Source organism: Halopseudomonas pelagia CL-AP6, from assembly GCF_000410875.1.
In the GTDB taxonomy this organism is placed as follows: domain Bacteria; phylum Pseudomonadota; class Gammaproteobacteria; order Pseudomonadales; family Pseudomonadaceae; genus Halopseudomonas; species Halopseudomonas pelagia.
In genome coordinates this window covers 26,678-51,125 of sequence record NZ_AROI01000025.1, presented here as the reverse complement: position 1 = coordinate 51,125, position 24,448 = coordinate 26,678, and the positions used below count along the sequence as shown (strand labels likewise).

The window sequence follows — 24,448 nt, the reverse complement described above, 5'->3', positions numbered from 1 at the left end:
GGCAGCATTTGATTAGTATGGACAGGCACGGGCTGCACGACAACTTAATAACGAGATCAGCCTGGCGGGACAATTTGGCGGGACAATGGAGAGACACGTGCACAGATCATTACCGACCCTTGCGCTGCTCATCAGCAGTGCAATATGGCTGAACGGTTGCGCCATGTTTGGGATGGGGCGCTCTTACGAGAAGCCCGACATCCGTCTAGCCAACGTTGAAATGCTTAAGGCCAACTTGTGGGAACAAACCTTTCAACTGGGCCTGCGGGTAGACAACCCCAATGATCGCAGCCTGCCGATCCGCGGCATGCATTACGAGATCTATCTGAACGAGGCGCGCCTGGCGACCGGGGTCAGTGATAATCATTTCACCGTACCGGCCTATGGGTCGGAATATTTTGAATTGAATGTCAGGTCCAATCTCTGGCGTCATATACGTGATGTGGTCAAGATGATGGAAGACCAGCAGCCGGTCAGCTATCGCATTGAAGGCCACATCCGTACCGGACTGTTTATGTCCCCAACCCTGAAGCTGCATGAAAAGGGTACGCTAGACCCGGCTGACCTGAGATTCTGAACTTATGCTGGCGTCCAACTCATTCATCCCTGTAACGGCGTTGTTATATGACTTCCTTTAACTGGCTTGCTCTGGCAGGCGTGATCATCATCATTGCTTTGGCCGTTTACGCCGTCGTGCTGTGGCGGAAAGTCCTGGCGCGCAAAGCCGAACAACGAGCCATGGCAACTGAGCGCAATCAACGGCTGGCCCGCGACATCATCATACTGGCCAACAGCCTGCTTGAGGGTCAGTTACCGGTGATTGAAGGGTCTATTCGCATTAAGGTGTTACTTGACAATTACTACGGCCCGCGCCGCGCTGATCTGGATGTCAGCGTATTTGAACGCATTTACGACGCCACGGCCCACATCCCTACCCACCAGGGCTGGAAAGACTTGTCCAAGGCCGAGCGCCAGTTGCATGAGCAACAAATGGAAGTGCTTGAGCGCGACCACCATGAAGCGATAACCAGGGCAGCGAAGAATATCAGCCGTGGACTGACCAACTGAGCCAGGCGCCTTTGCTCGGTAGTGGCATAAAAAAGGCGCCTCACAGGCGCCTTTTTTATTCGGCCGTATTCTTACACTACCGAGTTACCGCCATCGACGGCAATAGCCTGACCGGTGACATGCCGTGAAGCTTCGGTTGCCAGAAAAACAGCAACGCCCTTGATATCTTCTTCACCACCAATGCGCCCAAGCGGCGTGCCCGCTTTGATCAGCTCGGTGACCTTTTCCAGGCCCTTGGCCATTTTGGTCGGGAAGTAGCCTGGGCAAATAGCGTTGACATTGATGTTGTAAGGCCCCCATTCGCCGGCCAGGGCGCGCGTCAGGTTGATCGCTGCCGCCTTGCTGGTGTTATAGGCCACGGTATGAATGCCGGAGTTGGCGCGATTGCCCTTGAAACCAGCAATCGAGGCGATGTTGATGATCTTGCCGGATTGACGGGGGATCATGAAACGGCGCGCCACTTCCTGCGCCATCAGGAAACACACGTCCACGTTCAGGCACATGACCTTCTGCCAGCCTTCATAGCTATGCTCTTCGGCGGGCTGGCCCCAGGTGGTGCCGGCATTATTGATCAAGATATCCACAGTACCGAATTTAGCTTCGGCGGCGTCCACCAGGGTAGTAATCGGCTGAGTATCCAGTTTGCCCAGATCGCAGGCAACACCACCAGCTTGAATACCTTGCGCTTCGAGGTCTTTCACCACCTGTTCCACCTCGGCAGCATTACGCGCGCTGATAAAGACCTTGGCCCCTTGCTCACCCAGTGCTTCAGCCATTTGCAGGCCCAGGCCCTTGGTGCCGCCGGTGATCAGGGCGACCTTGCCAGTCAGATCGAACAGTTGCTTGACGCTCATAACGTATCCTCTTGTGGTGGGTAATGAGACATTTCAGATCCAGATCATAGCGTGCATGGCTGGCCACTCCGACCATCAGTGATTCGAGTGATATGTCACCCCGCTCCGGTGTTATCATGCCCAGCCCTTTTTGACTGGTACTGGATATGGCTGAACACGACTTCCGGCGCAATCTGTTGAACTCCGCTCACACATTGATCGAATGCCGCACGCTGGCCGGCGGGCTGTATCAAGTGACCGGCCAGGGCGGCGGCGTGCAATCAGGCGACACCTTGATCTGCACTGTCAAAGGCAGTCGCGATCTACCGCTGAAACTGCAGATCGACAAGATACGCTACCTGATCAATCCCCCTGGCCAGTGGACCGCCACTGCCAAGGGACCGGATCTGCGTGGCCAGTCGGTGCTTGGCTGGTCAATCAAGTGTGACCACTGCCAAAAGGAACAGCCCTTCGAGTTTCTCGCCATGGACAAGGACGACCTGCCCAAGCGAACCGCCAGAGCAGTAGCGCGTATCAGTGAACTGGGCTGGACGCCACGCGGTGACAACCATTTGTGCCCGACCTGCGCGCGCCAGCTTCACTGAGCCTGGACCTCAAAACAGGTTGAGCTGTTCACCGAGCAAACTATGGCTGCTGTCCAGCCTTACGCCAACGCCGATCAGGCGCACTGGGCGATTACCCCGAGCAAAGGCCTGGGTGCACAACTCGCGGTAACCGTCGGGGCTGACCGGCGCACCAGCCTGCTCGAGGGTAGTCTGGGTAAAGTCGTGAAATTTCAGCTTAACAAAGGGTTTGCTCACCCGGTATTCGCCCTCCAAACGCCCCAACCGTTGGGCCAGCTTTTCCAGTAACGGGGGTAACGCATTCAGGCAGGCGTCCAGGTCCGATAGATCGTGGTCATAGGTATTTTCCACGCTGACTGACTGGCGTTTGCTCTCCACCACTACCGGGCGATCATCTATACCCCGGGCCAATTGCCAAAGACGCTCGCCGAAACTGCCAAACTCCTTGGCCAGATCCTGCTTGCGCCAGGGCAACAGCTCACCGCACACATCAATGCCCAAACCTTTCATACGCGCGGCCGTCACCTTGCCCACACCGTGTAAGCGCTCGATGGGTAGCGTTTTGACGAAGGCTTCAACCTCGTCGGGCAGGATTACCTTGAGACCATCGGGTTTGTTCCAGTCGCTGGCTATCTTGGCCAGAAACTTGTTCGGCGCCACCCCGGCAGACACGGTAATGCCTTGACTGGCAAACGCCTTGCGGCGGATTTCCTGCGCCATCAGCGTAGCGCTGCCCCGGCAAGACTCGCTATTACTCACATCAAGAAAGGCTTCATCCAGAGATAAAGGCTGGATAAGACTGGTGTAATCACTGAAGATCGCCTGAATTGCCTGCGACGCCTCGCGGTACACCGCCATACGCGGTGGCACAATCAGCAGGTCCGGACACAGCTTACGCGCGTAAGCCGAAGCCATTGCCGAGCGGACGCCATAGGCCCTGGCTTCATAATTACAGGTAGCCACCACCCCGCGCTTTCCCGGATCACCACCGACTGCCAACGGCCGACCACGCAGGCGCGGGTCATCGCGCATTTCAATGGCGGCGTAGAAGCAATCACAGTCTATGTGAATAATCTTGCGCAAGAGCAGCTCTGCCAGTTGGTTTCAACTGCTCCAGTGTAACCGATCAGGCAAGCACTCCTGGATCAACAGCCAATGTGTAATCATGTGATTTTGACATCAATTAATCGCCCTGCGCCCAGCGCGCCTTTTCTCGACCAAAATCGCCCACCGAAGCAAATCCAGGAAATAAAAATTCTTTTCCGTTCAATCGCTTGACAGATGTCGCGCAATGAGTAGAATGGCGCCCACAGACGCGGGGTGGAGCAGTCTGGTAGCTCGTCGGGCTCATAACCCGAAGGTCGTAGGTTCAAATCCTGCCCCCGCAACCAGTTTAAAAACCGTTGAACGGACTTGTCCTTCAGCGGTTTTTTTTGCCTGTTTTTTGCCCATCGCCATATTGATCAACACCATTGCGCTATTGATCAACCTCACCAATAATCTTCCTGAACTATACTCAAGAAAAATGCTGAGCCGGAATTATGGTGATCATGCCTCTACGTATTGCCTGCCTGCTGTTGCTGGCGTGTTGCTCATCCGAAGCCTTCAGCCAAAGCTCTGATATGAGCCCCGATACGGAACCGGGACGGATCGCCTTTATGACCGCTGATGTATGGCCGTGGGGGTACCTTGATGCCGAAGGGCAGCCCGCTGGATTGCTCAGCGAATTTGCCGAACGCCTCGCACACGTGGCCGAGCTGCCGTTGGACAATCGCGTACTGCCGCACCAACGCCTGCTTGCAGAATTTAAACGCGGTCAAGGCGACTACACTGTCGTATTTAAAAATCCTGATCTTGATAACCTTGCCGACAGTCTCGGCGAAGTACTGAGTGCCGACATCCTGCTGGTGGCTAACCCCGAGTTCGTTGGCAATCTAACGCTCGCGGCACTTGATGGTAAAAGAGTGGGTTATATCAGTGGCACCTATTATGGTGAAGCCTTCCAGCAAAACGACAAGCTGATCAAGATTTCCGTTTACAGTCTCGACCAGGCAATTGAGATGCTGCGTATCAATCGCCTGGATGCGGTGATCAGTAGCGATATTGTATTTCATCACAGCCTGATCTCTCAGGGCCTGCAACCAAACGCCTTTCGCTATGAAATCCACACCCGAGGCCAGACTGCGCACCTGTATGTGTCGCGCCAAGCGACCAACAAGCATATTGCTCCGCGCCTCCAGTTAGCCTTGGAAAAAATGCACCAGGCGGGGAAACTGCGCACTTTATTTTATTCCGAATTGCGATCCAGCGCCGACCCACTGCAGTCTGACCATTAGCCGCTCCCAAGCCGTCTGCCGTTGTTTGCTCTGTCTGCCGATCGGGCTCTCACAGGTACCCGCCTTCCGCGTTGATCAAGGTCCTACTTCCGGCCGTTTTACCACATCAACAACCCTTACACGCTAGCCGACATACGCTATCCTGCAGCACACAGCCATCTACAAGCGGAGCGCCAGCCATGCATATCGGCTTTATCGGATTGGGCAATATGGGCAGTCCCATGGCTCACAACCTGCTCGCTGCAGGCTACCAATTGAGCGTGTTCGACTTGGCTCAGCCCGCAGTAGACGAATTAGTCAGCACCGGCGCCGCCGCCGTCACGTCCGTGCAGGCGCTGGCCGCTAGCGACTGCGAACTGATCATCACCATGCTGCCGGCAGCCAAACAGGTAAAAGCCGTGTATCTGGGCAAGGAAGGCCTGCTCGCACATGTCCGTTCCGGCGTCAGGTTGATCGACAGCTCGACCATCGACCCTCTCAGTGCCCGCGAGGTGGCCGCTGCGGCTGAGCGTCAGAACAACCCCACGCTCGATGCGCCCGTTTCCGGCGGCACCGGCGGCGCGGCCGCCGGCACCCTGACCTTTATGGTCGGCGGCAGTAAGACGGATTTTGATCACGCACTCCCGGTGCTTCAGGCCATGGGCAAGAACATCGTACATTGCGGCCCCGCCGGCAACGGACAGGTGGCCAAGGTCGCGAACAACATGCTGCTGGCAATCTCCATGATAGGGACCGCCGAGGCGATGAACCTGGGTGTGGCCCTGGGCATGCAGCCGGAGGTGCTGGCAGGCATCATCAACACCTCCAGCGGCCGCTGCTGGAGTTCGGATACCTATAACCCCTACCCAGGTGTGATGGAGAATGTACCGGCAGCGCGTGGTTACAGCGGCGGTTTTGGCACCGACCTGATGCTCAAGGATCTGGGCCTGGCTACCGAAGCGGCCAAGCATGCGCAACAACCCGTCCTTCTGGGTGCTCTGGCCCAGCAGTTATACCAATCCTTCAGTAGCCAGGGGCATGGCGCGCTGGATTTTTCCGCAATTATCAAACTCTACACCGGAGATACCGAATGACTGATGCGCAGGCACCTGTACTGGCCGAGGTGCGCAATCGAGTCGGCCACCTGACCCTGAATCGCCCGGCAGGGCTGAACGCGCTGACCCTGGAGATGGTGCGGCTGTTGCAGGGTTATCTGAACGACTGGTCTGCAAACAGCGAGGTCAAGGCAGTGGTACTGCGCGGCAATGGGGATAGAGCCTTCTGTGCCGGCGGCGATATTCGCACCCTGTACGATCAGCATCTGGCCGGAGACGCGCAAGCGATAGAAACCTTCTTTGCCGAAGAGTACGCGCTGGATCTGAGCATTCACGCTTTCCCCAAACCGGTTATCGCTCTGATGGATGGCTTTGTGTTGGGCGGCGGCATGGGTCTGGCCCAAGGCGCCAGCCTGCGCATTCTCACCGAGCGCTCAAAGCTGGGCATGCCGGAGACCGGCATCGGCTATTTTCCTGATGTGGGTGGCAGCTACTTTCTGCCGCGACTGCCCGGCGAAATGGGTCTGTATCTCGGTATCACTGGCACTCAGGTTAACACTGCCGATGCCCTGCATCTGCAGCTGGCAGACCTGTGCATCCCGTCCAAACGCTTAGCCGAACTGGATCAGGTTCTGGACCACATCAACTGGGAGAACGATAGCCTGGATATGGCACTCACAGCGCTGGTCAGCACCGACCTGCCACCCACCCAGCTGGCTGATCTGCAACCAGCCATTGATCTGCATTTTGCCCAGCCGACCCTTAGCGCGATTCACCAGTCGCTGCTGGAAGAGATTCGCCCTGCCTACACCGGCTGGGCACAAAGCACCGTCCAGCTGATGGATAGCCGCTCGCCACTGGCCATGGCTGTCACCCTGGAACTGTTGCGCCGTGGCCGGGGCAAGTCCCTGGAGGATTGCTTTGCAATGGAGCTGCACCTGGACCGCCAATGGTTCAACGACGGCGATATTGCTGAAGGGGTGCGCGCCCTGCTAGTCGACAAAGACAAACAGCCGCGCTGGAATCCGCCCAGCATTGGCCAACTAGAGCCCGCACGGGTCAATGCTTTTTTTGAGGGACTGTCATGAACGATCTGGAATTGAGCGAAGACCAGCGACTGATTCGCGACATGGCCCGCCAGTTTGCCCAGGCCGAGCTGGCCCCGCGGGCTGCCGAATGGGACAAAAGCGCCTGGATCGACAGCAGCGTTATCGCACAGATGGGCGAACTGGGCCTGCTGGGCATGGTTGTGCCGGAAGAATGGGGCGGCAGCTACGTTGACTATGTGGCCTATGCGTTGGCCGTAGAAGAAGTCTCGGCCGGCTGCGGCGCCACTGGCGCGCTGATGAGCGTGCACAATTCCGTCGGCTGCGGCCCGGTACTGAATTACGGTAGCGACGAGCAGAAGCAAACCTGGCTGGCACGACTGGCGAGCGGCGAGGCGCTTGGCTGCTTCTGCCTGACGGAACCCCAAGCCGGCTCTGAAGCGCACAATCTGCGCACCCGGGCGGTGCTGGAGAACGGCGAATGGGTGCTCAATGGCGCCAAGCAGTTCGTCAGCAACGGCAAACGTGCCAGCCTGGCGGTGGTCTTCGCGGTGACCGATCCGGAGCTAGGCAAGAAAGGCCTGTCGGCATTTCTGCTGCCAACCGACAATCCGGGATTCCGCGTCGAGCGCATGGAACACAAGCTGGGTATTCGCGGCTCGGACACCTGTGCCATCAGCCTGGACAACTGCCGCATCCCAGAAAGCGCGCTACTCGGGCAGCGTGGCAAGGGCCTGTCCATCGCCCTGTCGAACCTGGAAGGTGGGCGTATCGGAATTGCCGCCCAAGCACTCGGTATTGCCCGCGCGGCCTTTGAAGCTGCACTGGGCTATGCTCGTGAGCGCACGCAGTTCGGCCAGGCGCTCACCGAGCACCAGAGCATCGCCAATATGCTTGCGGACATGCAAATGCAGCTCAATGCGGCCCGGCTGCTGATCCTGCATGCGGCGCGTCTGCGCAGCGCAGGGCTCCCGTGCCTGTCGGAAGCCTCCCAGGCCAAGCTATTTGCCAGCGAAATGGCCGAGGCGGTGTGCAGCAAGGCGATCCAGATCCACGGTGGCTATGGCTATCTGGAGGACTACCCGGTCGAGCGTTTGTATCGGGACGCGCGCATTACCCAGATCTACGAAGGCACCAGCGAGATACAGCGGCTGCTGATCGCCCGCGAGCTGCGCCATTACTCACTCTGAAAAACCGAATGCCTAGTGGAAATCCCGGCTGCGCACATCCAGCCCCGCCAACAGCGAGTTAAGGTTGTGTAGCCGCCGGGCTATCAAATGAATGACGCCCTTCTCCGACTCGACATAGCCATCCACCTGCATCAGTTGTGAGCCAAGCAGCTCACGCCGTTGGCGCTCGCCCAATGCGTGCCAGACCACCACGTTGACCATACCGTACTCGTCTTCCAGGGTGACAAAGATCACCCCGCTGGCGGTGCCGGGTTTTTGCCGGCCAGTAACCAGACCCGCCACCGAGACCGGCCGACCGCTTTCGATCAAGACCAACTCCCGCGAACTGCGGCAGCGTCTTGCAGTAAACTGATCACGCAACAGACTCAGCGGATGCGGGCCCAACGTGGTACCCACACTGGCATAATCGGCCTGTAGATCTTCGCCCTGGGTCGGCGACGGCAACCTGACAGCGGGCTCTTCCTCAGCGCTGAGCCCGGCAAACAGCGGCATCTGCGGCTCGACTCCGGCAATCGCCCAGCGCGCCCGGTGACGGTGCCCCGCCAATCCGCGCAAGGCGCCAGCATCAGCCAGCAGTTCACGCGCGCGCGCCGACAGTTGCGCCCGCTCGCACAGATCGGTCACCCCGGCAAACATCGCCTGCTCCCGGCACTGCATAAGGCGTAGCGCGTCGTCCTCGCGAAATCCGCGCACCATACACAATCCCAGACGAATGGCCGGCTGCTCCGCCTCAGTGGCGCCGCCGCCTTCCAGGGTGCAGTCCCATTGGCTGTAACGCACATCCACCGGCAGGGTTTCCAGTTGATGCCGACGCGCGTCTTGCAATAACTGATCGGGGCTATAAAACCCCATCGGCCAGCTGTTGATTAGCGCGCAGGTAAAGGCGGCCGGCTCATGGCATTTCAGCCAGCAACTGGCGTAGGTCAGCAGCGCAAAACTGGCAGCATGCGATTCGGGAAAACCGTAACTGCCAAAACCCTTGATCTGCTCGAAAATACGCGCGGCAAACTCCGCACTATAACCGCGCTCAAGCATGCCTTCGGTCAAGCGTTTCTGGTGCGGCTCCAGACCACCGTGACGCTTCCAGGCAGCCATACTGCGGCGCAGCTGGTCAGCCTCATCGGCGCTATAGCCGGCGGCGACAATCGCCAGCTCCATCACCTGCTCCTGAAACAGCGGTACGCCCAGGGTTCTTTCAAATACCGCGCGCAGGGCCTCGGATGGGTAGGTCACCTCCTCCTCGCCATTTCGCCGGCGCAGATAGGGATGCACCATATCGCCCTGAATCGGCCCCGGCCTGACAATCGCCACTTCAATCACCAGATCATAAAAGGTCTGCGGCCTGAGCCGCGGCAGCATGGCCATCTGCGCCCGCGATTCAATCTGGAATACACCGACGGTATCAGCACGGCTGATCATCTCGTATGTAGGTTTGTCGTCAGCGGGAAGGGTCGCCAGGGTCAGATCGCGGTCGCGGTGCAGGCGCAGCAGATCAAAGGTGCGACGCAGCGCGCTGAGCATACCCAGTGCGAGAATATCAACCTTGAGCAGCCCGACCAGATCCAGATCGTCTTTGTCCCACTGGATGATGGTGCGCTCATCCATGGCCGCGTTTTCTACCGGCACCAGCGTATGCAATGGTTGTTCGGAAATCACGAAGCCACCCGGATGCTGTGACAGGTGCCGAGGAAAGCCGATCAGTTCCTCGGTCAGCATCAATACCCGGTGCAACAACGGATGTGCCGGATCAAACCCGGATTCGCGCAGACGTTCATCCGCAGGGATCTTGCTGCTCCAACGGCCGCAACAGTCAGCCAGCGCGTTGACTTGGTCGGCCGGCATGCCCAACGCCTTGGCCACATCACGGATAGCACCGGCACCACGGTAACTGCTGGCCACCGCGGTCAACGCCGCCCGGTGCCTACCATAGTGCTGGAATACGTATTGGATAACTTCCTCACGGCGGTCATGCTCGAAATCCACGTCGATATCCGGCGGTTCATTGCGCTCGCGGGAGAGGAAACGCTCGAACAACAGATTTGATTTTGCTGGATCTATTTCAGTAATGCCCAATGCGAAACACACTGCCGAGTTGGCCGCCGACCCCCGACCCTGGCAGAGAATATGCCGCTCACGGGCAAAACGGACGATGTCATGGACCGTGAGAAAATAGCTTTCGTACTCCTTGAAGCTGATCAGCTCCAGCTCCTTGTCGATCTGCAGCCGCACCTTGTCTGTTAGCCCGGCAGGCCAGCGCCAGCGAATGCCCTGTTCGGTTAATTCGCGCAGCCAACTGGCCGGCGTTTGCCCTTGCGGAACCAGTTCACGCGGGTATTGATAGCGCAGTTGCCCGAGATCGAAGGTGCAACGGGCGGCCACCACCTGGGTTGCTGCGAGCAAGTCTGCGGGATAGGTTTCGGCCAGGGCCGCAGGTGAGCGCAAATGACGTTCACCATTAGGGAACAGCCGTAACCCCGCCTCAGACAGGGCGCAGTGATAGCGGATGGCAGTCATGGTGTCCTGCAGGGCACGCCGACCGCGGGCATGCATATGCACATCGCCGGTGGCGACCAAGGGCAGATCCAGCGCCTGAGCGGTGGCGCGCAGTTGTGCCAAACGCTGAGCATCATCCTGACCGCAGTGCAGCTCTACCGCGAGCCACAGGACCTGAGGAAACAGCTCGCGCAACCACTGACCCTGTTGCAGGCAGGGCTCCTCGCCGGGTAGCCACAGCGCCAGCAGACCGTCCAGCGGTGGCTGGAAATCCTCCGGCAGTAGACGATACTCGCCTTTTGGCGCGCGGCGGCGGGCCTGGGTGATCAACCAGCACAAGCGCTGATAGCCTTGCAGATTTTCTGCTAGCAGCACCAGTTTTGGCCCGCTCTGCACCTGCATCTCGCTGCCGACAATCAAGGGTACGCCAGTGTCTTTTGCGGCCTGCCAGGCGCGGACGATACCGGCCAGCGAGCATTCGTCAGTCACCGCCAATGCCGTATAGCCATGCAATTGTGCGCGCTCAAACAATTCCTGGGCGCTAGAAGCGCCACGCTGGAAGCTGAAGTTCGACAGGCAGTGCAGTTCGGCGTAACCCTCAGTGCAGGCCAGTTCTTGATCCGTGTTCATGCGAACCAGCCATGCAACCACAGCGGCCCACCCTGGCCCACTGGGCGATAGGCCCAGGCGCGCTGGCCGCCGACGGTTTCTACCAGATAGTAGTCGCGACGCATATCGCGGCCATCCCACCAGCCGCTTTCGATGCGTTCCGGGCCAGCAAGAATCCGCAGACCGCTCAGTTGCGCCTGCGGCTCTTGCAACAGCCAGCCAGGCCGGGCGATTTTATAGTCACCCTGCAACAGTGGAGCGCTATTGTGTGAGGTCCGCCAGGCCTGCTCCGGACGGTGATCAGGGCGCACCGACAGGGCCGATACCGTCTCATCCCCCAAGCGCGCACGCAAGCGTTCACGTAGCTGTTCCCAGGGCAGGCTTTGCTGTGGCCGCTCATCGAAGAGTTCACGTTTTTGCGGTACAAAAGCCGGTAGGTCTCTGGCGAGAAGCCGCAGCGCCTGCACCGGCGCACGTACCTGCAGTTGCTCCAGACGACCACGCGCCAGTTCGAACAACATCGCCGCATCGCGTTCCGGGCTGAGCAGACCTACTGACACCAGACTGTCCTCACCCTCGCGATGCTCCAGATGCAAAACGAAACGCTGCACGCCGCTGTCGCGCCCAGCCAGAAAAGCCGCCAGATCCGAGGTCAGACGCCGTAGCGGAAACAACAGCGCCTGGTGTGACCCGACATCAAAATTGAGTTCGATACGCATATCGAAGGCGTCTGCAGGTGCATAACAGTCCAGTGCCTGAGCTCTGAGGCCGAGCAGCGTATCAAGGTGCTTGAGTACATCCTCGGGAAAGCGCTTGGCCAGTCCGGCGCGGGGTAGCGCCAGTATCTGATGCAACTGGTGCAACCCCATGCGGGCAAAGGCCCTTGCAACCTCGGCGTCGAACCCGGCGCGAGTCACAGGTATTTGCTCCAGCCTCTGTCTTAGAGCCTCGGCTTGTAGTACGGCCAAGCCATCATGGACGTTGGTCAAGATACGCGCCGCCGCCGGGTTAGGCGCCAATACGATCCGATGACGGAAACCCAATGCCGTCAACTCGTCACGCAGTTGTGCTTCAAACCGCTCCCAGGGGCCGAACAAGGCGAAACTCGACTCGACCTCCATCACCAGTGCCCGCGGGTAGTGCAGGCTGACATGCGAACTGAAACGGTAGGCCCAGGCTGCAAGAAAACCCTGCCAACGTTCGATCTGCGCAGGATCATATTCCTGCATGGCAAAATCCCGGGACAACATCTGCGCCGCCGTCAGGGATTGGCCTGGCCGCAGCCCCAGCTCGCGGGCCGCGGCATTGACCGTTTGCAGCACCCGGCGTTGCGGGGTGCCACTGATCAGCGCTAACGGCGCCTGGGGATCAGCCAACCCGCGGAGTACCGCGTCTAGCGCCAGTTGCGGCAAGAGTATGCAGGCCCAGAGCATGGCGGACTCAATGCCAGACGCTGAAGGGAATCGGATGGGCGGGAGCCAAGCCGCCGCGGCATTTCAGCACCCGCAGTTGAGTTGGCTGGGTTTCGATGGTCAGGCGCAAGGCCGCAGGCGACGGGTTGATCGCCTCCTCGATCGGCCGATAGGCAAAGCCCAGGGTCTGCCCGCTTTCTGCGGCGACCTGCAAACGCCGCAAGACCCGATCATTAGCTTGCTGCGGCCAGCACAAAACCGCCCCGCAGGCCCCCGAACGCAGGCATTGCTCAGCAGCCCAGAGGGCATCGCTGCCGCTGGCCTGAACCACCGACAAGCATGCCAGGTTGATGCCTGCCGCCTGCCAGGCCGGAGCAAAGGGGATATGCGGCGGGCCGATCAGCACTACCCGCTCGCCCGCCAGTGCAAGCCGTTTGAGGGTAGGCCAGAGCAACTGCAACTCCCCGGTGCCTTCGGCCTGCGTAAGGATTTCACTAAGCGCCGCCTCCGGCCAGCCTCCCGACGGCAAGGCCGCATCCAGTTCGGCAAAGCCAGTCGGATGCCCGGCAGCAGGCACCGCCGCGGGTCGACCACGCCAGACGCGCCGCTCATCGAGTAATGTCGACAGTGAGACAACCGCGCCCATCAGCGACTCCGGCCTAGGGGAAAGCGCTTAGCAACAATACGATGAACAGTGTCGGAAAAGTTGAGAGAGAACATAGAAGAACCTGCTTAAGCATATAATGCTGTATATATGTACAGCATATTTGCTCATGCATACAGGGTCAACCGGAATTGCGCACAGATATGCGCGCAATCTGAATCGCCCAGCAAAAGGACAATATCCGCAGAAAGGTACCGTTTACTCAAAGCAAGAAAAACGTCAGAGCAGGCGGGCCAGCCAGTCCAGATCCTCGGGACGAGTAACCTTGATATTGTCGGCACGCCCTTCGATCAGACGGGGGGCAAAACCGGCTCGTTCCATGGCCGAGGCCTCGTCGGTAATCAGTGCGCCACAGGCCAGGGCATCGGTCAGCGCCTGACGCAAGGCACCAAGACGGAACATCTGGGGAGTGTAGGCCTGCCAGAACAGTGAGCGGTCCGGTGTAGCGGTCACTCGGCCATGGGCATCGGCCTGTTTCAGGGTGTCGCGCACCGGCACAGCCAACAAGCCGCCTATAGGATCATCGCGCAGGCTTTCCAGCAGCTTATGCAGATCCGTGGCGGCAAGGTGCGGACGCGCCGCGTCATGCACCAACACCCAGTCGTTATCCTGCGCACCCAGCTCGGAGAGAGTGTGCAGGCCTGAGAGCACCGAGTCGGCCCGCTCACACCCACCGGGAGCACGTCTGATCCGCTGATCTGTGGCACAGGCCAGCGTCGGCCACCAGGCATCGTCTTCGGCAAGACAGACCACCAGCCCATTCAAACCGGGCTGGCCGAGAAAACAATCAAGGGTATGCTCAATCAGGGCGCGATTGCCCAGAGGAAGGTACTGCTTGGGCCGATCCGCCTGCATACGCGAGCCAACGCCCGCCGCAGGGATCACAACCCAGAAAGGCAAATTCATTCGTCGCTCAACTGAAACAGGGTCTCGCCTTCCTTGACCATGCCCAGCTCATGCCGGGCACGCTCTTCAACGGTTTCCAGCCCCTGTTTGAGCTCGACCACTTCAGCTGTGAGCACGCGATTGCGCTCTAGCAACTGCTCGTTCTCACGGGCCTGCTCGTCAATCTGCTGTTTGAGCTGGGTTACATGAGCCAGACTACCCTCGCCTACCCACAGGCGATATTGCAGCCCGCCCAGCAACAGCAGCGCGACCAACCAGAGCCATTTCACCGTTGATCAGCCACGGAATTCAGAGCGGCCCTTGTACGGCGCCTTGCCATCCAGTTGCTCTTCGATGCGCAACAGCTGGTTGTACTTGGACACCCGGTCGGAGCGACACAGGGAACCGGTCTTGATCTGGCCTGCCGCTGTGCCCACAGCCAGATCAGCAATGGTGCTGTCTTCGGTTTCGCCACTACGGTGGGAAATCACCGCAGTGAAGCCAGCTGCTTTGGCCATCTGGATGGCTTCCAGGGTTTCGGTCAAGGAACCGATCTGGTTGAACTTGATCAGAATCGAGTTGCCGATGGACTCGTCGATACCGCGCTTGAGAATCTTGGTGTTGGTCACGAACAGATCATCACCGACCAGCTGCACCTTGGTGCCGATCTTGTCGGTCAGGGTTTTCCAGCCTGCCCAGTCGGACTCGTCCATGCCGTCTTCAATGGAGATGATCGGATAGCGCTGGGTCAGACCTGCCAGGTAGTCGGCAAAACCCGTGGCATCAAACACCTGACCTTCACCGGCCAGATCGTATTTGCCGTCTTTGTAGAACTCGCTGGCAGCACAGTCCAGGGCCAGGGTCACATCATCACCCAAGGTATAACCAGCATTGGCTACCGCTTCGGCAATCGCCGCCAGCGCATCCTCATTGGACGCCAGGTTCGGCGCAAAGCCGCCCTCATCGCCTACGGACGTGCTCAGACCGCGAGCCTTAAGGACGGCTTTTAGGTGGTGGAAAATCTCCGCGCCCATACGCAGGGCATCGGCGAAGTTCTTCGCGCCAACTGGCTGGACCATGAACTCCTGGATATCAACATTGTTGTCGGCATGCTCGCCGCCATTAATGATATTCATCATCGGCACCGGCATGGAGTAGACACCCGGAGTACCGTTCAGATCGGCAATATGCGCGTACAAGGGCACGCCCTTGGCCTGGGCAGCCGCCTTGGCAGCCGCCAGAGACACGGCCAGAATCGCATTGGCACCTAGGGTCGCTTTGTTCTCGGTACCGTCCAGCTCGATCATGGCGCGATCCAGACCTACCTGATCAATCGCGTCGCGACCCACCAACAGTTCACGAATGGGACCATTGATATTAGCCACAGCCTTGAGTACGCCTTTGCCCATATAGCGACTCTTATCGCCGTCACGCAGTTCCAGCGCTTCGCGCGAACCGGTGGACGCGCCGGAGGGTGCACATGCACTGCCCTGCAGGCCGCCTTCCAGAATCACATCGGCTTCAACGGTCGGATTGCCACGGGAATCGAGAACTTCGCGACCCTTGATATCAATAATCTTAGCCATGGTTGCTGCTTGCTCCATCTACAAAAGAAAAAAGGGGGTAATCAGGCGGTTTCCAGCACCGGGAAACTTTTGACTAACTCGTCGAGCGCCTTTAACTGGGCCAGGAAGGGCTCTAGCTTGTCCAGGCGCAACGCACAAGGGCCATCACACTTGGCGTTATCCGGATCCGGATGGGCTTCCAGGAACAACCCAGCCAGGCCTTGACTCATGCCAGCTTTGGCCAGATCGGTCACCTGTGCGCGGCGGCCACCGGCCGAGTCACTGCGCCCGCCAGGCGTCTGCAAGGCGTGGGTCACATCGAAAAATACCGGGTACTCGAACTGCTTCATGATGCCAAAGCCGAGCATATCGACTACCAGATTGTTGTAGCCGAAACTGGAGCCCCGCTCACAGAGAATCAGCCGGTTATTGCCGGCCTCTTCACACTTGGTGAGGATGTGCTGCATTTCCTGCGGCGCCAGAAATTGGGCCTTCTTGATATTGATCACCGCCTGGGTTTTGGCCATGGCCACCACCAGATCAGTCTGCCGCGAGAGAAACGCCGGCAATTGGATGATGTCACAGACCTCGGCGACCGGCGCGGCTTGATGCGGCTCGTGGACATCGGTAATCAGCGGCACATTAAAGGTGCGCTTGATCTCTTCGAAGATCTTCAACCCCTCATCCAGGCCCGGGCCGCGGAAGGAGTTGATCGAGGAGCGGTTGGCCTTGTCGAAGCTGGCCTTGAACACGTAAGGGATACCCAGCTTGCTGGTGACCTCGACATAGGCCTCGCAAATACGCATGGCCATGTCACGGGATTCCAGCACGTTCATGCCGCCAAACAGCACAAAGGGCTTGTCATTGGCGATGTCCATCGTCTGCCCGGAGGGCGCAGTAACCTGAACCGTTTTGTGTTGCATCTGTGCTCCTCAGCCCTTGAGCTTGTGCTGGGCCAATGCCGCCTGAATAAAGCCACTGAACAGCGGATGGCCGTAACGGGGAGTCGAGGTGAATTCCGGGTGGAACTGGCAGGCAACGAACCAGGGGTGGTCACCCACCTCAATCACTTCAACCAGAGCGCCGTCCACCGAGCGACCCGTCACTTTCAGCCCACCGGCTTCGAGATCCGCCAGCAGGTTATTGTTAACCTCATAGCGATGACGGTGACGCTCGACGATAACATCCTTGCCGTAACAATCATGGGCTTTGGAGCCAGGCGTCAGCGCACACTCCTGGCCACCTAGACGCATGGTACCGCCCAGATCGGAATCTTCGGTACGCTGCTGCTTGTCGCCACTGGCGTTCTGCCATTCGGTAATCAGACCGACGACAGGGTGCTCGCTGGTCTTGTCAAATTCGGTAGAATTGGCGTCAGCCCAACCGAGCACGCTGCGGGCATATTCGATCACCGCGACCTGCATACCCAGACAGATGCCCAAGTACGGAATCTTGTTCTCCCGTGCATGGCGCACGGCAGCAATCTTGCCTTCCACGCCGCGCAGGCCGAAGCCACCGGGAACCAGGATCGCGTCCACGCCCTCCAGCAAGCCCACACCTTTGAGCTCGATCTCTTCAGAGTCGATATAGCGCATGGTGACTTTTGTCTGGCTCTGGATGCCGGCGTGGCTGAGTGCTTCGATCAGCGACTTGTAAGCGTCCAGCAGCTCCATGTACTTGCCGACCATAGCGATGGTCACTTCTTTATTGGGATACAGCTTGCCCGCGACCACGCGGTCCCACTCGGACAGATCAGCGCTAGCGCACTCTATACCGAAGCGCTCAATGACGAAGTCATCCAGGCCCTGGGCATGCAGCACTGCGGGAATACGGTAAATGGTATCGACGTCTTCCAGGCCGATGACCGCACGCTCTTCCACGTTGGTGAACAGCGCGATCTTGCGCCGCGAGGACAGGTCGATGGGATGATCGGAACGGCAGATCAGCACATCAGGCTGCAGACCGATCGAACGCAGCTCCTTGACCGAGTGCTGGGTGGGCTTGGTCTTGGTTTCGCCGGCAGTGGCTATATAGGGCACCAGTGTCAGGTGCATCAACATCGCACGCTTGGCACCGACTTCCACACGCAGCTGGCGAATGGCTTCGAGGAACGGCTGGGATTCGATATCGCCCACGGTGCCGCCAATTTCCACCATGGCCACGTCGGCATCGCCGGCACCCTTGATGATGCGGCTCTTGATCTCGTCGGTGATGTGCGGAATGACCTGGATGGTTGCGCCCAGGTAATCACCCCGCCGCTCCTTGCGCAGCACTTCCTCGTAGACACGACCAGTGGTGAAATTGTTGGCGCGGCTCATGGTCGCACTGATGAAACGTTCGTAATGACCCAGATCCAGATCGGTCTCGGCGCCATCATGAGTAACGAAGACTTCACCGTGCTGGAAGGGGCTCATGGTGCCTGGATCGACGTTGATGTACGGATCCAGCTTGAGCATGGTGACCTTCAGGCCCCGTGCTTCGAGAATGGCCGCAAGCGAAGCCGAAGCAATACCCTTGCCCAATGAAGATACAACACCACCCGTGACGAAGATGTAGCGCGTCATGAAAAACCCGTTGAATTAACTGTTAAGCGGCCAGAGCCGCGGGGAATCGAAGGGAGCCTGGGGGAAGCACTTGTTGATTCCCAAAGTCTCGTCAAGATGGGAAGTCAGGATACCAGACACCCCCCAATTGCTCAATCTGTTAGCGGCACCCAAGTGATCTGAAAAGCCGTTTCGTCGCCGCTCGCAGACGCTTCCTGGGCATTCCAGCGCCCAGCTACGGAAACCAGTTGCTCGTCGCAGTATAGCAATGGAACCCGGATGCGCAGCCAGGACGGAATACCCGCCTGCTGCAACAGATCCTTTAGTGGCTGCGTGGGACGCCCAGGGAGCTTTATCTGTTCACCGCCCTGGCGATAGGCAATATGCCAATCGCCGGCGAACCAGCGAACCCCCTGCTCTGCAGGCCTGATCAGCAAGCGGCCATTGCCGGCGGCCAGCGGCGTATCGCCCCAGGTGCCTAGGGTCTGGGGAACGGGCGGGCGTGCTATGGCATCGGGCAAGAGCCAAAGACGACCCGACGAACGGCATAATCGATAGTCGTCGACGCGCATTTCCGGCTGCCCGGTGCTGCTGGCGGCCAACTGACCCAGAAACGCCTGCAACTGCCGCCTTGGTGGCGGTGCGTACTGGTTCAGGCGGCACCAATAGCGCAGCAGGTTGCTCTGCCTGGGTATTGACAGCGCCTGAACATAGGTAGCATCGAGGCTTTGCCAGTCACGCAGCCAGGGGTCGGTAACACCCGGCCGGGCCAGCTCCAGGTCTTGCTCGGCACGCTCGTCCAGAATCAAATTGGCCTCAGCCGTATGCTCCGCCAGTTGCAGCAGATTGGATGGCGCCGCTGGCCATTTTTTAGCCAAACAGGGCAGCAGGTCATAGCGCAACAGAGTGCGGGCAAAGCGCTCATCTCGGTTGGCCGGATCTTCGATCCAGCACAGCTGTCTGGACTCGGCCCAGACCAGAAGCTGCGCGCGACTCCAGCCCAGCAACGGTCTGAACAGACGCCCCTGCGCCAATGGCCGCGCCTGCGGCATGCCCGCAAGCCCACGCAGTCCGGTACCGCGGAGCATTCTGAACAACAGGGTTTCCAGTTGATCATCTTGATGGTGAGCCAGTAGCAGGCAATCTGCGCTCCCCATATGTGCGGCAAAGGCCTGGTAGCGCGCAGCACGGGCCTGGGCCTCGATACTGGCGCCCAACGCAAGCTGCACCCGCTCGACCACCAGCTCGACCCCACGCGCACGACATTGCTGCTCGCAGTGTTCCGTCCACAGATCGGCATCGACATGCAGTCCGTGATGTATGTGCAAGGCTTTGATAGGCGGTAACGAATGGGTGTTGCGCAATTCAGCCAGTGCGTCGAGCAGGACCATAGAGTCCATGCCACCAGACAACCCCAACCACCAGGCCGGGGCGTCCGTGCAGGGCAGCAACTGCCTGAGCAGTTCCTGCGAAGAGAACATCTACTTCAGACCAAAAGCCATCAGGCGGTCGTACCGACGCTCGAGCAGCTCGTCTGCGGGCAATTTTTCCAGCGCATCAAGCTCGACCAACAACTGCGCCTTGACGCGCGCGGCCATTTCTTCCGGGCTGCGTTGTGCGCCACCCAGGGGCTCGGCGATGAGGTTATCGACCAGCTTGAGTTCCTTCAGACGCTCGGCGGTAATACCCATAGCTTCTGCGGCATCAGCGGCTTTCTCGGATTTCTTCCAAAGGATCGAAGCGCAGCCTTCCGGCGAAATAACCGAATAAGTGGAATATTGCAGCATCATCAGACGATCGCAGACCCCAATAGCCAAAGCGCCACCGGACCCACCCTCACCAATTACAGTGGCGATGATCGGCGTTTTCAAACGGGCCATGATCTGTAGATTCCAGGCGATGGCTTCGCTTTGGCCACGCTCTTCAGCGTCGATCCCCGGATAGGCACCTGGGGTATCGATAAAGGTCAGTAACGGCAAGTTGAAGCGTTCCGCCATCTGCATCAGGCGGCAGGCCTTGCGATAGCCTTCCGGCTTGGGCATCCCAAAGTTACGCCGGACCTTCTCCTTTACATCGCGACCCTTCTGATGCCCGATGATCATCACTGGGCGGCCATCCAGCCGGGCGATGCCGCCGACAATGGCGGCATCATCGGAGAAATGCCGATCACCGTGCAACTCTTCGAAATCAGTAAAGATGTGGCTGATGTAATCCAACGTATAAGGCCGCTGCGGATGCCGGGCCATCTGGGCGATTTGCCAGCTGCTCAGGTTGCCGAAAATGCTTTCGGTCAGCGACTTGCTCTTGTCTTGAAGGCGGGCAATTTCGTCAGTGATATTCAACGAATTATCACTGCCGACCAGCCGCAGCTCTTCGATCTTGGCCTGCAGATCAGCTATTGGCTGTTCAAACTCCAAGTATTTCTGGCTCTTGCTCATAAGCATCCATTATCCGCGTAGGCCCCGCAGCAGGGCGTCCGATTTTTCATTACCTTAAGGGATTGGCGCCTAACAGTCGAGCGCACCAACCCCTAGCGAGTCATCTGTAGTGCAAAGAGACGCTGTCTTTGCCCAGATGGTCACGTATCCCCTGTACCAGGTCATCTGCCGGTTCGACCCGCCAGCTGTCACCCAGGCGCAATTGTACAGCCGCATCCGGCCGCTGGAGATCAACCGTTACCGCACATCCGCCGGGGAACTTGCGCAATAATCCAGCCAACTGATCGAGACTTTGTGTGCTGTGGCGCTCGGTATCCAGGCTGATGCGTACACTGTCAAGCAGTGTGGTACGGGCATCCTCCAGGCTCATGACGCGTTTGACGCGCATGCGCAGGCCACCGGAAAAATCATCCTGACTAACCTCACCTTCCACTACCAGCAAGGCGTCTTTCTGTAATTGGGATTGGGACGCCTGATAAGCCTCGGCATACAGCGAGACCTCAATCCGGCCCGAACGGTCATCAAGCGTAACAAACCCCATTTTGTCCCCGCGCTTGGTTTTCATGACCCTTAGATCAAACACCAGGCCGGCAATCGTTTGGCTGTCACGCGAAGGCTTGAGATCAATAATGCGCTGGCGGGCAAAGCGGCGGATCTCTTTTTCGTACTCATCAATCGGGTGACCGGTCAGATACAGCCCAAGGGTTTCCTTCTCGCCGCGCAGGCGCTCCTTGAAAGTCCACTCGCGCGCCTTGCGATACTGCTCGTAGACATCCCTTACGGTCGAAGGGCCCAGCAGTTCGCCAAACAGGTCGGCGTGACCACTGTCAGCGCTCTTGGCGGTCTGCTCGGCAGCAGCAATGGCTTCTTCCATGGCGGCCGCCAAAGCTGCACGGTTGCGATCGACATTCTTCAGATAAGCCTGCTGTTCGGTATCGAAGAAAGGCCCAAGCCTATCCAGCGCACCGGAACGTATCAGCGCTTCCATCACGCGCTTGTTGATGCGCTTGAGATCGACCCTGGCACAGAAATCAAACAGATCGAGGAAAGGCCCACCCTGCTGACGCTTCTCGACAATGGTTTCCACCGGACCTTCGCCCACACCCTTGATCGCGCCCAGCCCGTAGACCACCGCGCCGGCGTCATCCACGGTAAATTTGTATTCCGAGACATTCACATCCGGCGGGTTGAGCCGTAGCTTCATGCTGCGGCACTCTTCGATCAGCGTAACTACCTTGTCGGTGTTATGCATATCCGCCGACAACACGGCGGCCATGAACGGCGCCGGGTAATGGGCCTTGAGCCAGGCGGTTTGGTAAGAGACCAGGCCATAAGCCGCCGAGTGCGACTTGTTGAAACCATAGCCGGCAAACTTTTCTACCAGATCAAAAATATTGCCCGCCAAATCGGCGTTGATATTGTTGGTTTCGCAACCTTCGAGGAAGATCTCCCGCTGCTTGGCCATTTCCTCGGGCTTTTTCTTGCCCATGGCCCGACGCAGCATATCGGCGCCGCCCAGCGTGTAGCCGGCCATCACCTGGGCGATTTGCATCACCTGTTCCTGATACAAAATAATGCCGTAGGTCGGTGCCAGTACCGGCTTCAGACTGTCGAGCTGATAGTTCGGATGCGGGTAGGAAAGGATTTCGCGACCGTGCTTGCGATTGATAAAGTCGTCGACCATGCCCGATTGCAGTGGCCCGGGACGAAACAGGGCCACAAGAGCGATCAGGTCTTCCAGGCAGTCGGGTTTGAGCTTTTTGATCAGCTCCTTCATACCCCGGGATTCCAGCTGGAACACCGCGGTGGTTTCGGCCTTCTGCAACATCTGGTAGGTGGGCAGATCATCCAGCGGGATAAAGTTGATGTCCAGTGGCGCGCCACCGGTCTTGGCCCGCACGCGGTTGATGGTGTCCATGGCCCAGTCGATAATGGTCAAGGTGCGCAGACCCAGAAAGTCGAACTTGACCAGGCCTGCGGCTTCCACATCATCCTTGTCGAACTGGGTCACCAGACCGCCGCCGGCCTCATCGCAGTATAGCGGGGCAAAATCGGTCAATTTGGTCGGTGCGATCACCACACCGCCGGCGTGCTTGCCGACGTTACGCGTTACGCCTTCCAGCTTGCGCGCCATATCCCAGATTTCCTGGGCTTCTTCATCATTGGCAAGAAAATCACGCAGGATCTCTTCCTGCTCGAAGGCCTTGGCCAGAGTCATACCGACTTCAAACGGAATCATCTTCGACAGCTTGTCAGCCAGGCCGTAGGACTTGCCTTGCACCCGCGCGACGTCACGCACCACCGCCTTGGCGGCCATGGTACCGAAGGTGATGATCTGCGATACAGCGTTACGGCCATAAGTATCGGCCACATACTCAATCACCCGGTCACGACCTTCCATGCAGAAGTCGACGTCGAAATCGGGCATGGATACCCGTTCGGGGTTGAGGAAGCGCTCGAACAGCAGATCGTACTGCAACGGGTCCAGATCGGTAATCAGCAACGAATAGGCGACCAGCGAGCCTGCCCCCGAGCCCCGGCCTGGGCCCACCGGTACGCCGTTGTTTTTGGCCCACTTGATAAAGTCCATCACGATCAAAAAATAACCGGGAAACTCCATCTGGATGATGATATCCAGTTCAAAGTTCAACCGGTCGATATACACCTGACGGCGCGCGTCATAATTCTCGGAATCGGGCGGCAGTACGACTTTCAGCCGCTCTTCGAGCCCTTCAAACGAGACCTTGCGGAAGAACTCCGCCTCGCTCATACCGTCCGGCGTTGGAAAGGCCGGGAGGAAGTTTTTGCCTAACTGTACGTCGATATTGCAGCGCCGAGCGATCTCCACGCTATTGGCCAGCGCCTCGGGGATATCGGAAAACAGCTCGGCCATTTCGGCCGGCGTCTTCAGATACTGCTCTTCGCTGTACTGCCGCACACGGCGCGGATCATCCAGCGCCCGGCCTTCACCGATGCACACCCGTGTTTCGTGTGCTTCGAAATCCTCGCGCTTGAGAAAGCGCACGTCATTGGTTGCGACAACCGGGCAATCCAACTTGACCGCCAGATCCACAGCTGCGTGCAGGTACTCTTCATCATTCGGGCGGCTGGTACGCTGCAGCTCCAGGTAGAAGCGTCCGGGGAACACCTGCATCCAGTATTTAAGCAGGGCATCGGCTTCCTGCGGATTGTTCGACAGCAGTGACTGGCCGATCTCCCCTTCCTTGGCACCAGACAGTGCAATCACGTCTTCACTGGATTCGGCGACCCATTCGCGACGGATGGTCACCACGCCGTTACGCTGACCTTCGGTATAGCCGCGGGAAATCAGTTCGGTCAGGTTACGATAACCGTTGCGGTTCATCGCCAGCAGGCTCAGACGAGTGAGCTGATTGTCATCATTGGCACCAACCAGCCAGACATCAACACCGGAAATCGGCTTGACCCCACCACCCATAGCGGCCTTGTAAAACTTCACCAGGCTGCACATGTTGTTCTGATCCGTCACCGCCACTGCCGGCATCCCTGCCTCGGCTACCATCTTGATCAGTGGCTTGATCTTGACGATACCGTCAACCAGAGAAAACTCGCTGTGTACACGCAAGTGAACGAAAGAATGCGTCATGGTGGTCCTGTTTCTGAAGGCAACAACTAAGGTGAGGATTGTAACGGCGGGGGGAGTTGGGGGCTACTCGCACTTTGTCTGGATTTAGCCAAACAATGGTTAGTTTGGTACTGGCTTGGTGCC

20 protein-coding genes and 1 tRNA gene are annotated in these 24,448 nt (G+C 58.6%); 8 read left to right on the top strand and 13 right to left on the bottom strand.

Features of this window, described 5'->3' with window-relative positions; translation table 11 throughout:
• Nucleotides 1–97 precede the first annotated feature (97 nt).
• Both K787_RS23515 and K787_RS0117130 read left to right on the top strand, forming a co-directional pair.
• Complete coding sequence (locus tag K787_RS23515; protein WP_022964044.1) at nucleotides 98–577, top strand: LEA/WHy family protein; 480 nt, start codon at nucleotides 98–100, stop codon at nucleotides 575–577.
• Nucleotides 578–624: 47 nt separating this feature from the next.
• Nucleotides 625–1,068: a DUF2489 domain-containing protein gene (locus K787_RS0117130; protein ID WP_022964043.1), complete on the top strand. Its 444-nt coding sequence runs from the start codon at nucleotides 625–627 to the stop codon at nucleotides 1,066–1,068.
• A 71-nt stretch (nucleotides 1,069–1,139) separates the two neighbouring features.
• Here the strand turns inward: K787_RS0117130 and K787_RS0117125 are convergent, their stop codons facing one another.
• Nucleotides 1,140–1,922 carry an SDR family oxidoreductase gene (locus K787_RS0117125; RefSeq protein WP_022964042.1) on the bottom strand — a complete coding sequence of 261 codons (783 nt, stop codon included), beginning with the start codon at nucleotides 1,920–1,922 and terminating at the stop codon, nucleotides 1,140–1,142.
• 146 nt (nucleotides 1,923–2,068) lie between these two features.
• Between K787_RS0117125 and K787_RS0117120 the strand changes: the two genes are divergently transcribed.
• Nucleotides 2,069–2,506 (top strand): hypothetical protein, encoded by a 438-nt coding sequence (locus K787_RS0117120; RefSeq protein ID WP_022964041.1) that lies wholly within the window; start codon nucleotides 2,069–2,071, stop codon nucleotides 2,504–2,506.
• 9 nt (nucleotides 2,507–2,515) lie between these two features.
• Here K787_RS0117120 and dinB read toward each other — a convergent pair whose 3' ends face one another.
• The gene (dinB, locus tag K787_RS0117115) at nucleotides 2,516–3,574 is read right to left on the bottom strand and encodes a DNA polymerase IV (RefSeq protein ID WP_028615051.1); all 1,059 of its coding nucleotides are present in this window, start codon (nucleotides 3,572–3,574) and stop codon (nucleotides 2,516–2,518) included.
• A gap of 225 nt (nucleotides 3,575–3,799) precedes the next feature.
• On the opposite strand from dinB, the gene K787_RS0117110 reads away from it, so the two are divergent.
• The 5 genes from K787_RS0117110 (at nucleotide 3,800) to K787_RS0117090 (ending at nucleotide 8,091) form a co-directional block, all read left to right on the top strand.
• Nucleotides 3,800–3,876: transfer RNA gene (locus K787_RS0117110), tRNA-Met, on the top strand.
• 159 nt (nucleotides 3,877–4,035) lie between these two features.
• A complete protein-coding gene (locus K787_RS0117105) occupies nucleotides 4,036–4,821 on the top strand; it encodes a substrate-binding periplasmic protein (RefSeq protein ID WP_161785948.1) in 786 nt (261 codons plus the stop codon).
• A gap of 179 nt (nucleotides 4,822–5,000) precedes the next feature.
• The gene (gene mmsB, locus K787_RS0117100; RefSeq protein WP_022964038.1) at nucleotides 5,001–5,894 is read left to right on the top strand and encodes a 3-hydroxyisobutyrate dehydrogenase; all 894 of its coding nucleotides are present in this window, start codon (nucleotides 5,001–5,003) and stop codon (nucleotides 5,892–5,894) included.
• Nucleotides 5,891–6,943, top strand: coding sequence for an enoyl-CoA hydratase/isomerase family protein (locus K787_RS0117095; protein ID WP_022964037.1), 1,053 nt, complete (start codon nucleotides 5,891–5,893; stop codon nucleotides 6,941–6,943). The genes mmsB and K787_RS0117095 overlap by 4 nt, the downstream gene beginning before the upstream one ends.
• Nucleotides 6,940–8,091, top strand: coding sequence for an acyl-CoA dehydrogenase family protein (locus K787_RS0117090; protein ID WP_022964036.1), 1,152 nt, complete (start codon nucleotides 6,940–6,942; stop codon nucleotides 8,089–8,091). Before K787_RS0117095 ends, K787_RS0117090 begins: the two co-directional genes overlap by 4 nt.
• Nucleotides 8,092–8,103: 12 nt before the next feature.
• Here the strand turns inward: K787_RS0117090 and K787_RS0117085 are convergent, their stop codons facing one another.
• From K787_RS0117085 to dnaE, 11 genes are all read right to left on the bottom strand, one after another.
• The gene (locus K787_RS0117085) at nucleotides 8,104–11,235 is read right to left on the bottom strand and encodes an error-prone DNA polymerase (RefSeq protein WP_370736751.1); all 3,132 of its coding nucleotides are present in this window, start codon (nucleotides 11,233–11,235) and stop codon (nucleotides 8,104–8,106) included.
• Nucleotides 11,211–12,626: a Y-family DNA polymerase gene (locus K787_RS0117080; protein WP_022964034.1), complete on the bottom strand. Its 1,416-nt coding sequence runs from the start codon at nucleotides 12,624–12,626 to the stop codon at nucleotides 11,211–11,213. The genes K787_RS0117085 and K787_RS0117080 overlap by 25 nt, the downstream gene beginning before the upstream one ends.
• A gap of 7 nt (nucleotides 12,627–12,633) precedes the next feature.
• Complete coding sequence (gene imuA / locus K787_RS0117075; RefSeq protein WP_022964033.1) at nucleotides 12,634–13,251, bottom strand: translesion DNA synthesis-associated protein ImuA; 618 nt, start codon at nucleotides 13,249–13,251, stop codon at nucleotides 12,634–12,636.
• Between the two features lie 237 nt (nucleotides 13,252–13,488).
• Nucleotides 13,489–14,175, bottom strand: coding sequence for a 2-C-methyl-D-erythritol 4-phosphate cytidylyltransferase (gene ispD, locus K787_RS0117070; protein WP_022964032.1), 687 nt, complete (start codon nucleotides 14,173–14,175; stop codon nucleotides 13,489–13,491).
• Nucleotides 14,172–14,444: a cell division protein FtsB gene (gene ftsB, locus K787_RS0117065; protein ID WP_022964031.1), complete on the bottom strand. Its 273-nt coding sequence runs from the start codon at nucleotides 14,442–14,444 to the stop codon at nucleotides 14,172–14,174. The genes ispD and ftsB overlap by 4 nt, the downstream gene beginning before the upstream one ends.
• A gap of 6 nt (nucleotides 14,445–14,450) precedes the next feature.
• Nucleotides 14,451–15,740 carry a phosphopyruvate hydratase gene (gene eno / locus K787_RS0117060; protein ID WP_028615049.1) on the bottom strand — a complete coding sequence of 430 codons (1,290 nt, stop codon included), beginning with the start codon at nucleotides 15,738–15,740 and terminating at the stop codon, nucleotides 14,451–14,453.
• Between the two features lie 41 nt (nucleotides 15,741–15,781).
• On the bottom strand, nucleotides 15,782–16,642 hold the full coding sequence (kdsA, locus tag K787_RS0117055) for a 3-deoxy-8-phosphooctulonate synthase (RefSeq protein WP_022964029.1): 861 nt from the start codon (nucleotides 16,640–16,642) through the stop codon (nucleotides 15,782–15,784).
• A 9-nt stretch (nucleotides 16,643–16,651) separates the two neighbouring features.
• Nucleotides 16,652–18,283 carry a CTP synthase gene (pyrG, locus tag K787_RS0117050; RefSeq protein ID WP_022964028.1) on the bottom strand — a complete coding sequence of 544 codons (1,632 nt, stop codon included), beginning with the start codon at nucleotides 18,281–18,283 and terminating at the stop codon, nucleotides 16,652–16,654.
• Nucleotides 18,284–18,414: 131 nt separating this feature from the next.
• Nucleotides 18,415–19,743 (bottom strand): tRNA lysidine(34) synthetase TilS, encoded by a 1,329-nt coding sequence (gene tilS, locus K787_RS0117045; protein WP_022964027.1) that lies wholly within the window; start codon nucleotides 19,741–19,743, stop codon nucleotides 18,415–18,417.
• Nucleotides 19,744–20,700 carry an acetyl-CoA carboxylase carboxyl transferase subunit alpha gene (gene accA / locus K787_RS0117040; RefSeq protein WP_022964026.1) on the bottom strand — a complete coding sequence of 319 codons (957 nt, stop codon included), beginning with the start codon at nucleotides 20,698–20,700 and terminating at the stop codon, nucleotides 19,744–19,746.
• 100 nt (nucleotides 20,701–20,800) lie between these two features.
• Complete coding sequence (dnaE, locus tag K787_RS0117035) at nucleotides 20,801–24,325, bottom strand: DNA polymerase III subunit alpha (RefSeq protein WP_022964025.1); 3,525 nt, start codon at nucleotides 24,323–24,325, stop codon at nucleotides 20,801–20,803.
• Nucleotides 24,326–24,448: the final 123 nt, after the last annotated feature.

Coding starts and splice junctions, on each gene's coding strand:
- K787_RS0117130 (WP_022964043.1), top strand. CDS start 625: ATGACTTCCTTTAACTGGCTTGCTCTGGCAGGCGTGATCATCATCATT.
- K787_RS0117125 (WP_022964042.1), bottom strand. CDS start 1,922: ATGAGCGTCAAGCAACTGTTCGATCTGACTGGCAAGGTCGCCCTGATC.
- K787_RS0117120 (WP_022964041.1), top strand. CDS start 2,069: ATGGCTGAACACGACTTCCGGCGCAATCTGTTGAACTCCGCTCACACA.
- K787_RS0117105 (WP_161785948.1), top strand. CDS start 4,036: ATGCCTCTACGTATTGCCTGCCTGCTGTTGCTGGCGTGTTGCTCATCC.
- mmsB (WP_022964038.1), top strand. CDS start 5,001: ATGCATATCGGCTTTATCGGATTGGGCAATATGGGCAGTCCCATGGCT.
- K787_RS0117095 (WP_022964037.1), top strand. CDS start 5,891: ATGACTGATGCGCAGGCACCTGTACTGGCCGAGGTGCGCAATCGAGTC.
- K787_RS0117090 (WP_022964036.1), top strand. CDS start 6,940: ATGAACGATCTGGAATTGAGCGAAGACCAGCGACTGATTCGCGACATG.
- K787_RS0117080 (WP_022964034.1), bottom strand. CDS start 12,626: ATGCTCTGGGCCTGCATACTCTTGCCGCAACTGGCGCTAGACGCGGTA.
- imuA (WP_022964033.1), bottom strand. CDS start 13,251: ATGGGCGCGGTTGTCTCACTGTCGACATTACTCGATGAGCGGCGCGTC.
- ispD (WP_022964032.1), bottom strand. CDS start 14,175: ATGAATTTGCCTTTCTGGGTTGTGATCCCTGCGGCGGGCGTTGGCTCG.
- eno (WP_028615049.1), bottom strand. CDS start 15,740: ATGGCTAAGATTATTGATATCAAGGGTCGCGAAGTTCTCGATTCCCGT.
- kdsA (WP_022964029.1), bottom strand. CDS start 16,642: ATGCAACACAAAACGGTTCAGGTTACTGCGCCCTCCGGGCAGACGATG.
- pyrG (WP_022964028.1), bottom strand. CDS start 18,283: ATGACGCGCTACATCTTCGTCACGGGTGGTGTTGTATCTTCATTGGGC.
- tilS (WP_022964027.1), bottom strand. CDS start 19,743: ATGTTCTCTTCGCAGGAACTGCTCAGGCAGTTGCTGCCCTGCACGGAC.
- accA (WP_022964026.1), bottom strand. CDS start 20,700: ATGAGCAAGAGCCAGAAATACTTGGAGTTTGAACAGCCAATAGCTGAT.
- dnaE (WP_022964025.1), bottom strand. CDS start 24,325: ATGACGCATTCTTTCGTTCACTTGCGTGTACACAGCGAGTTTTCTCTG.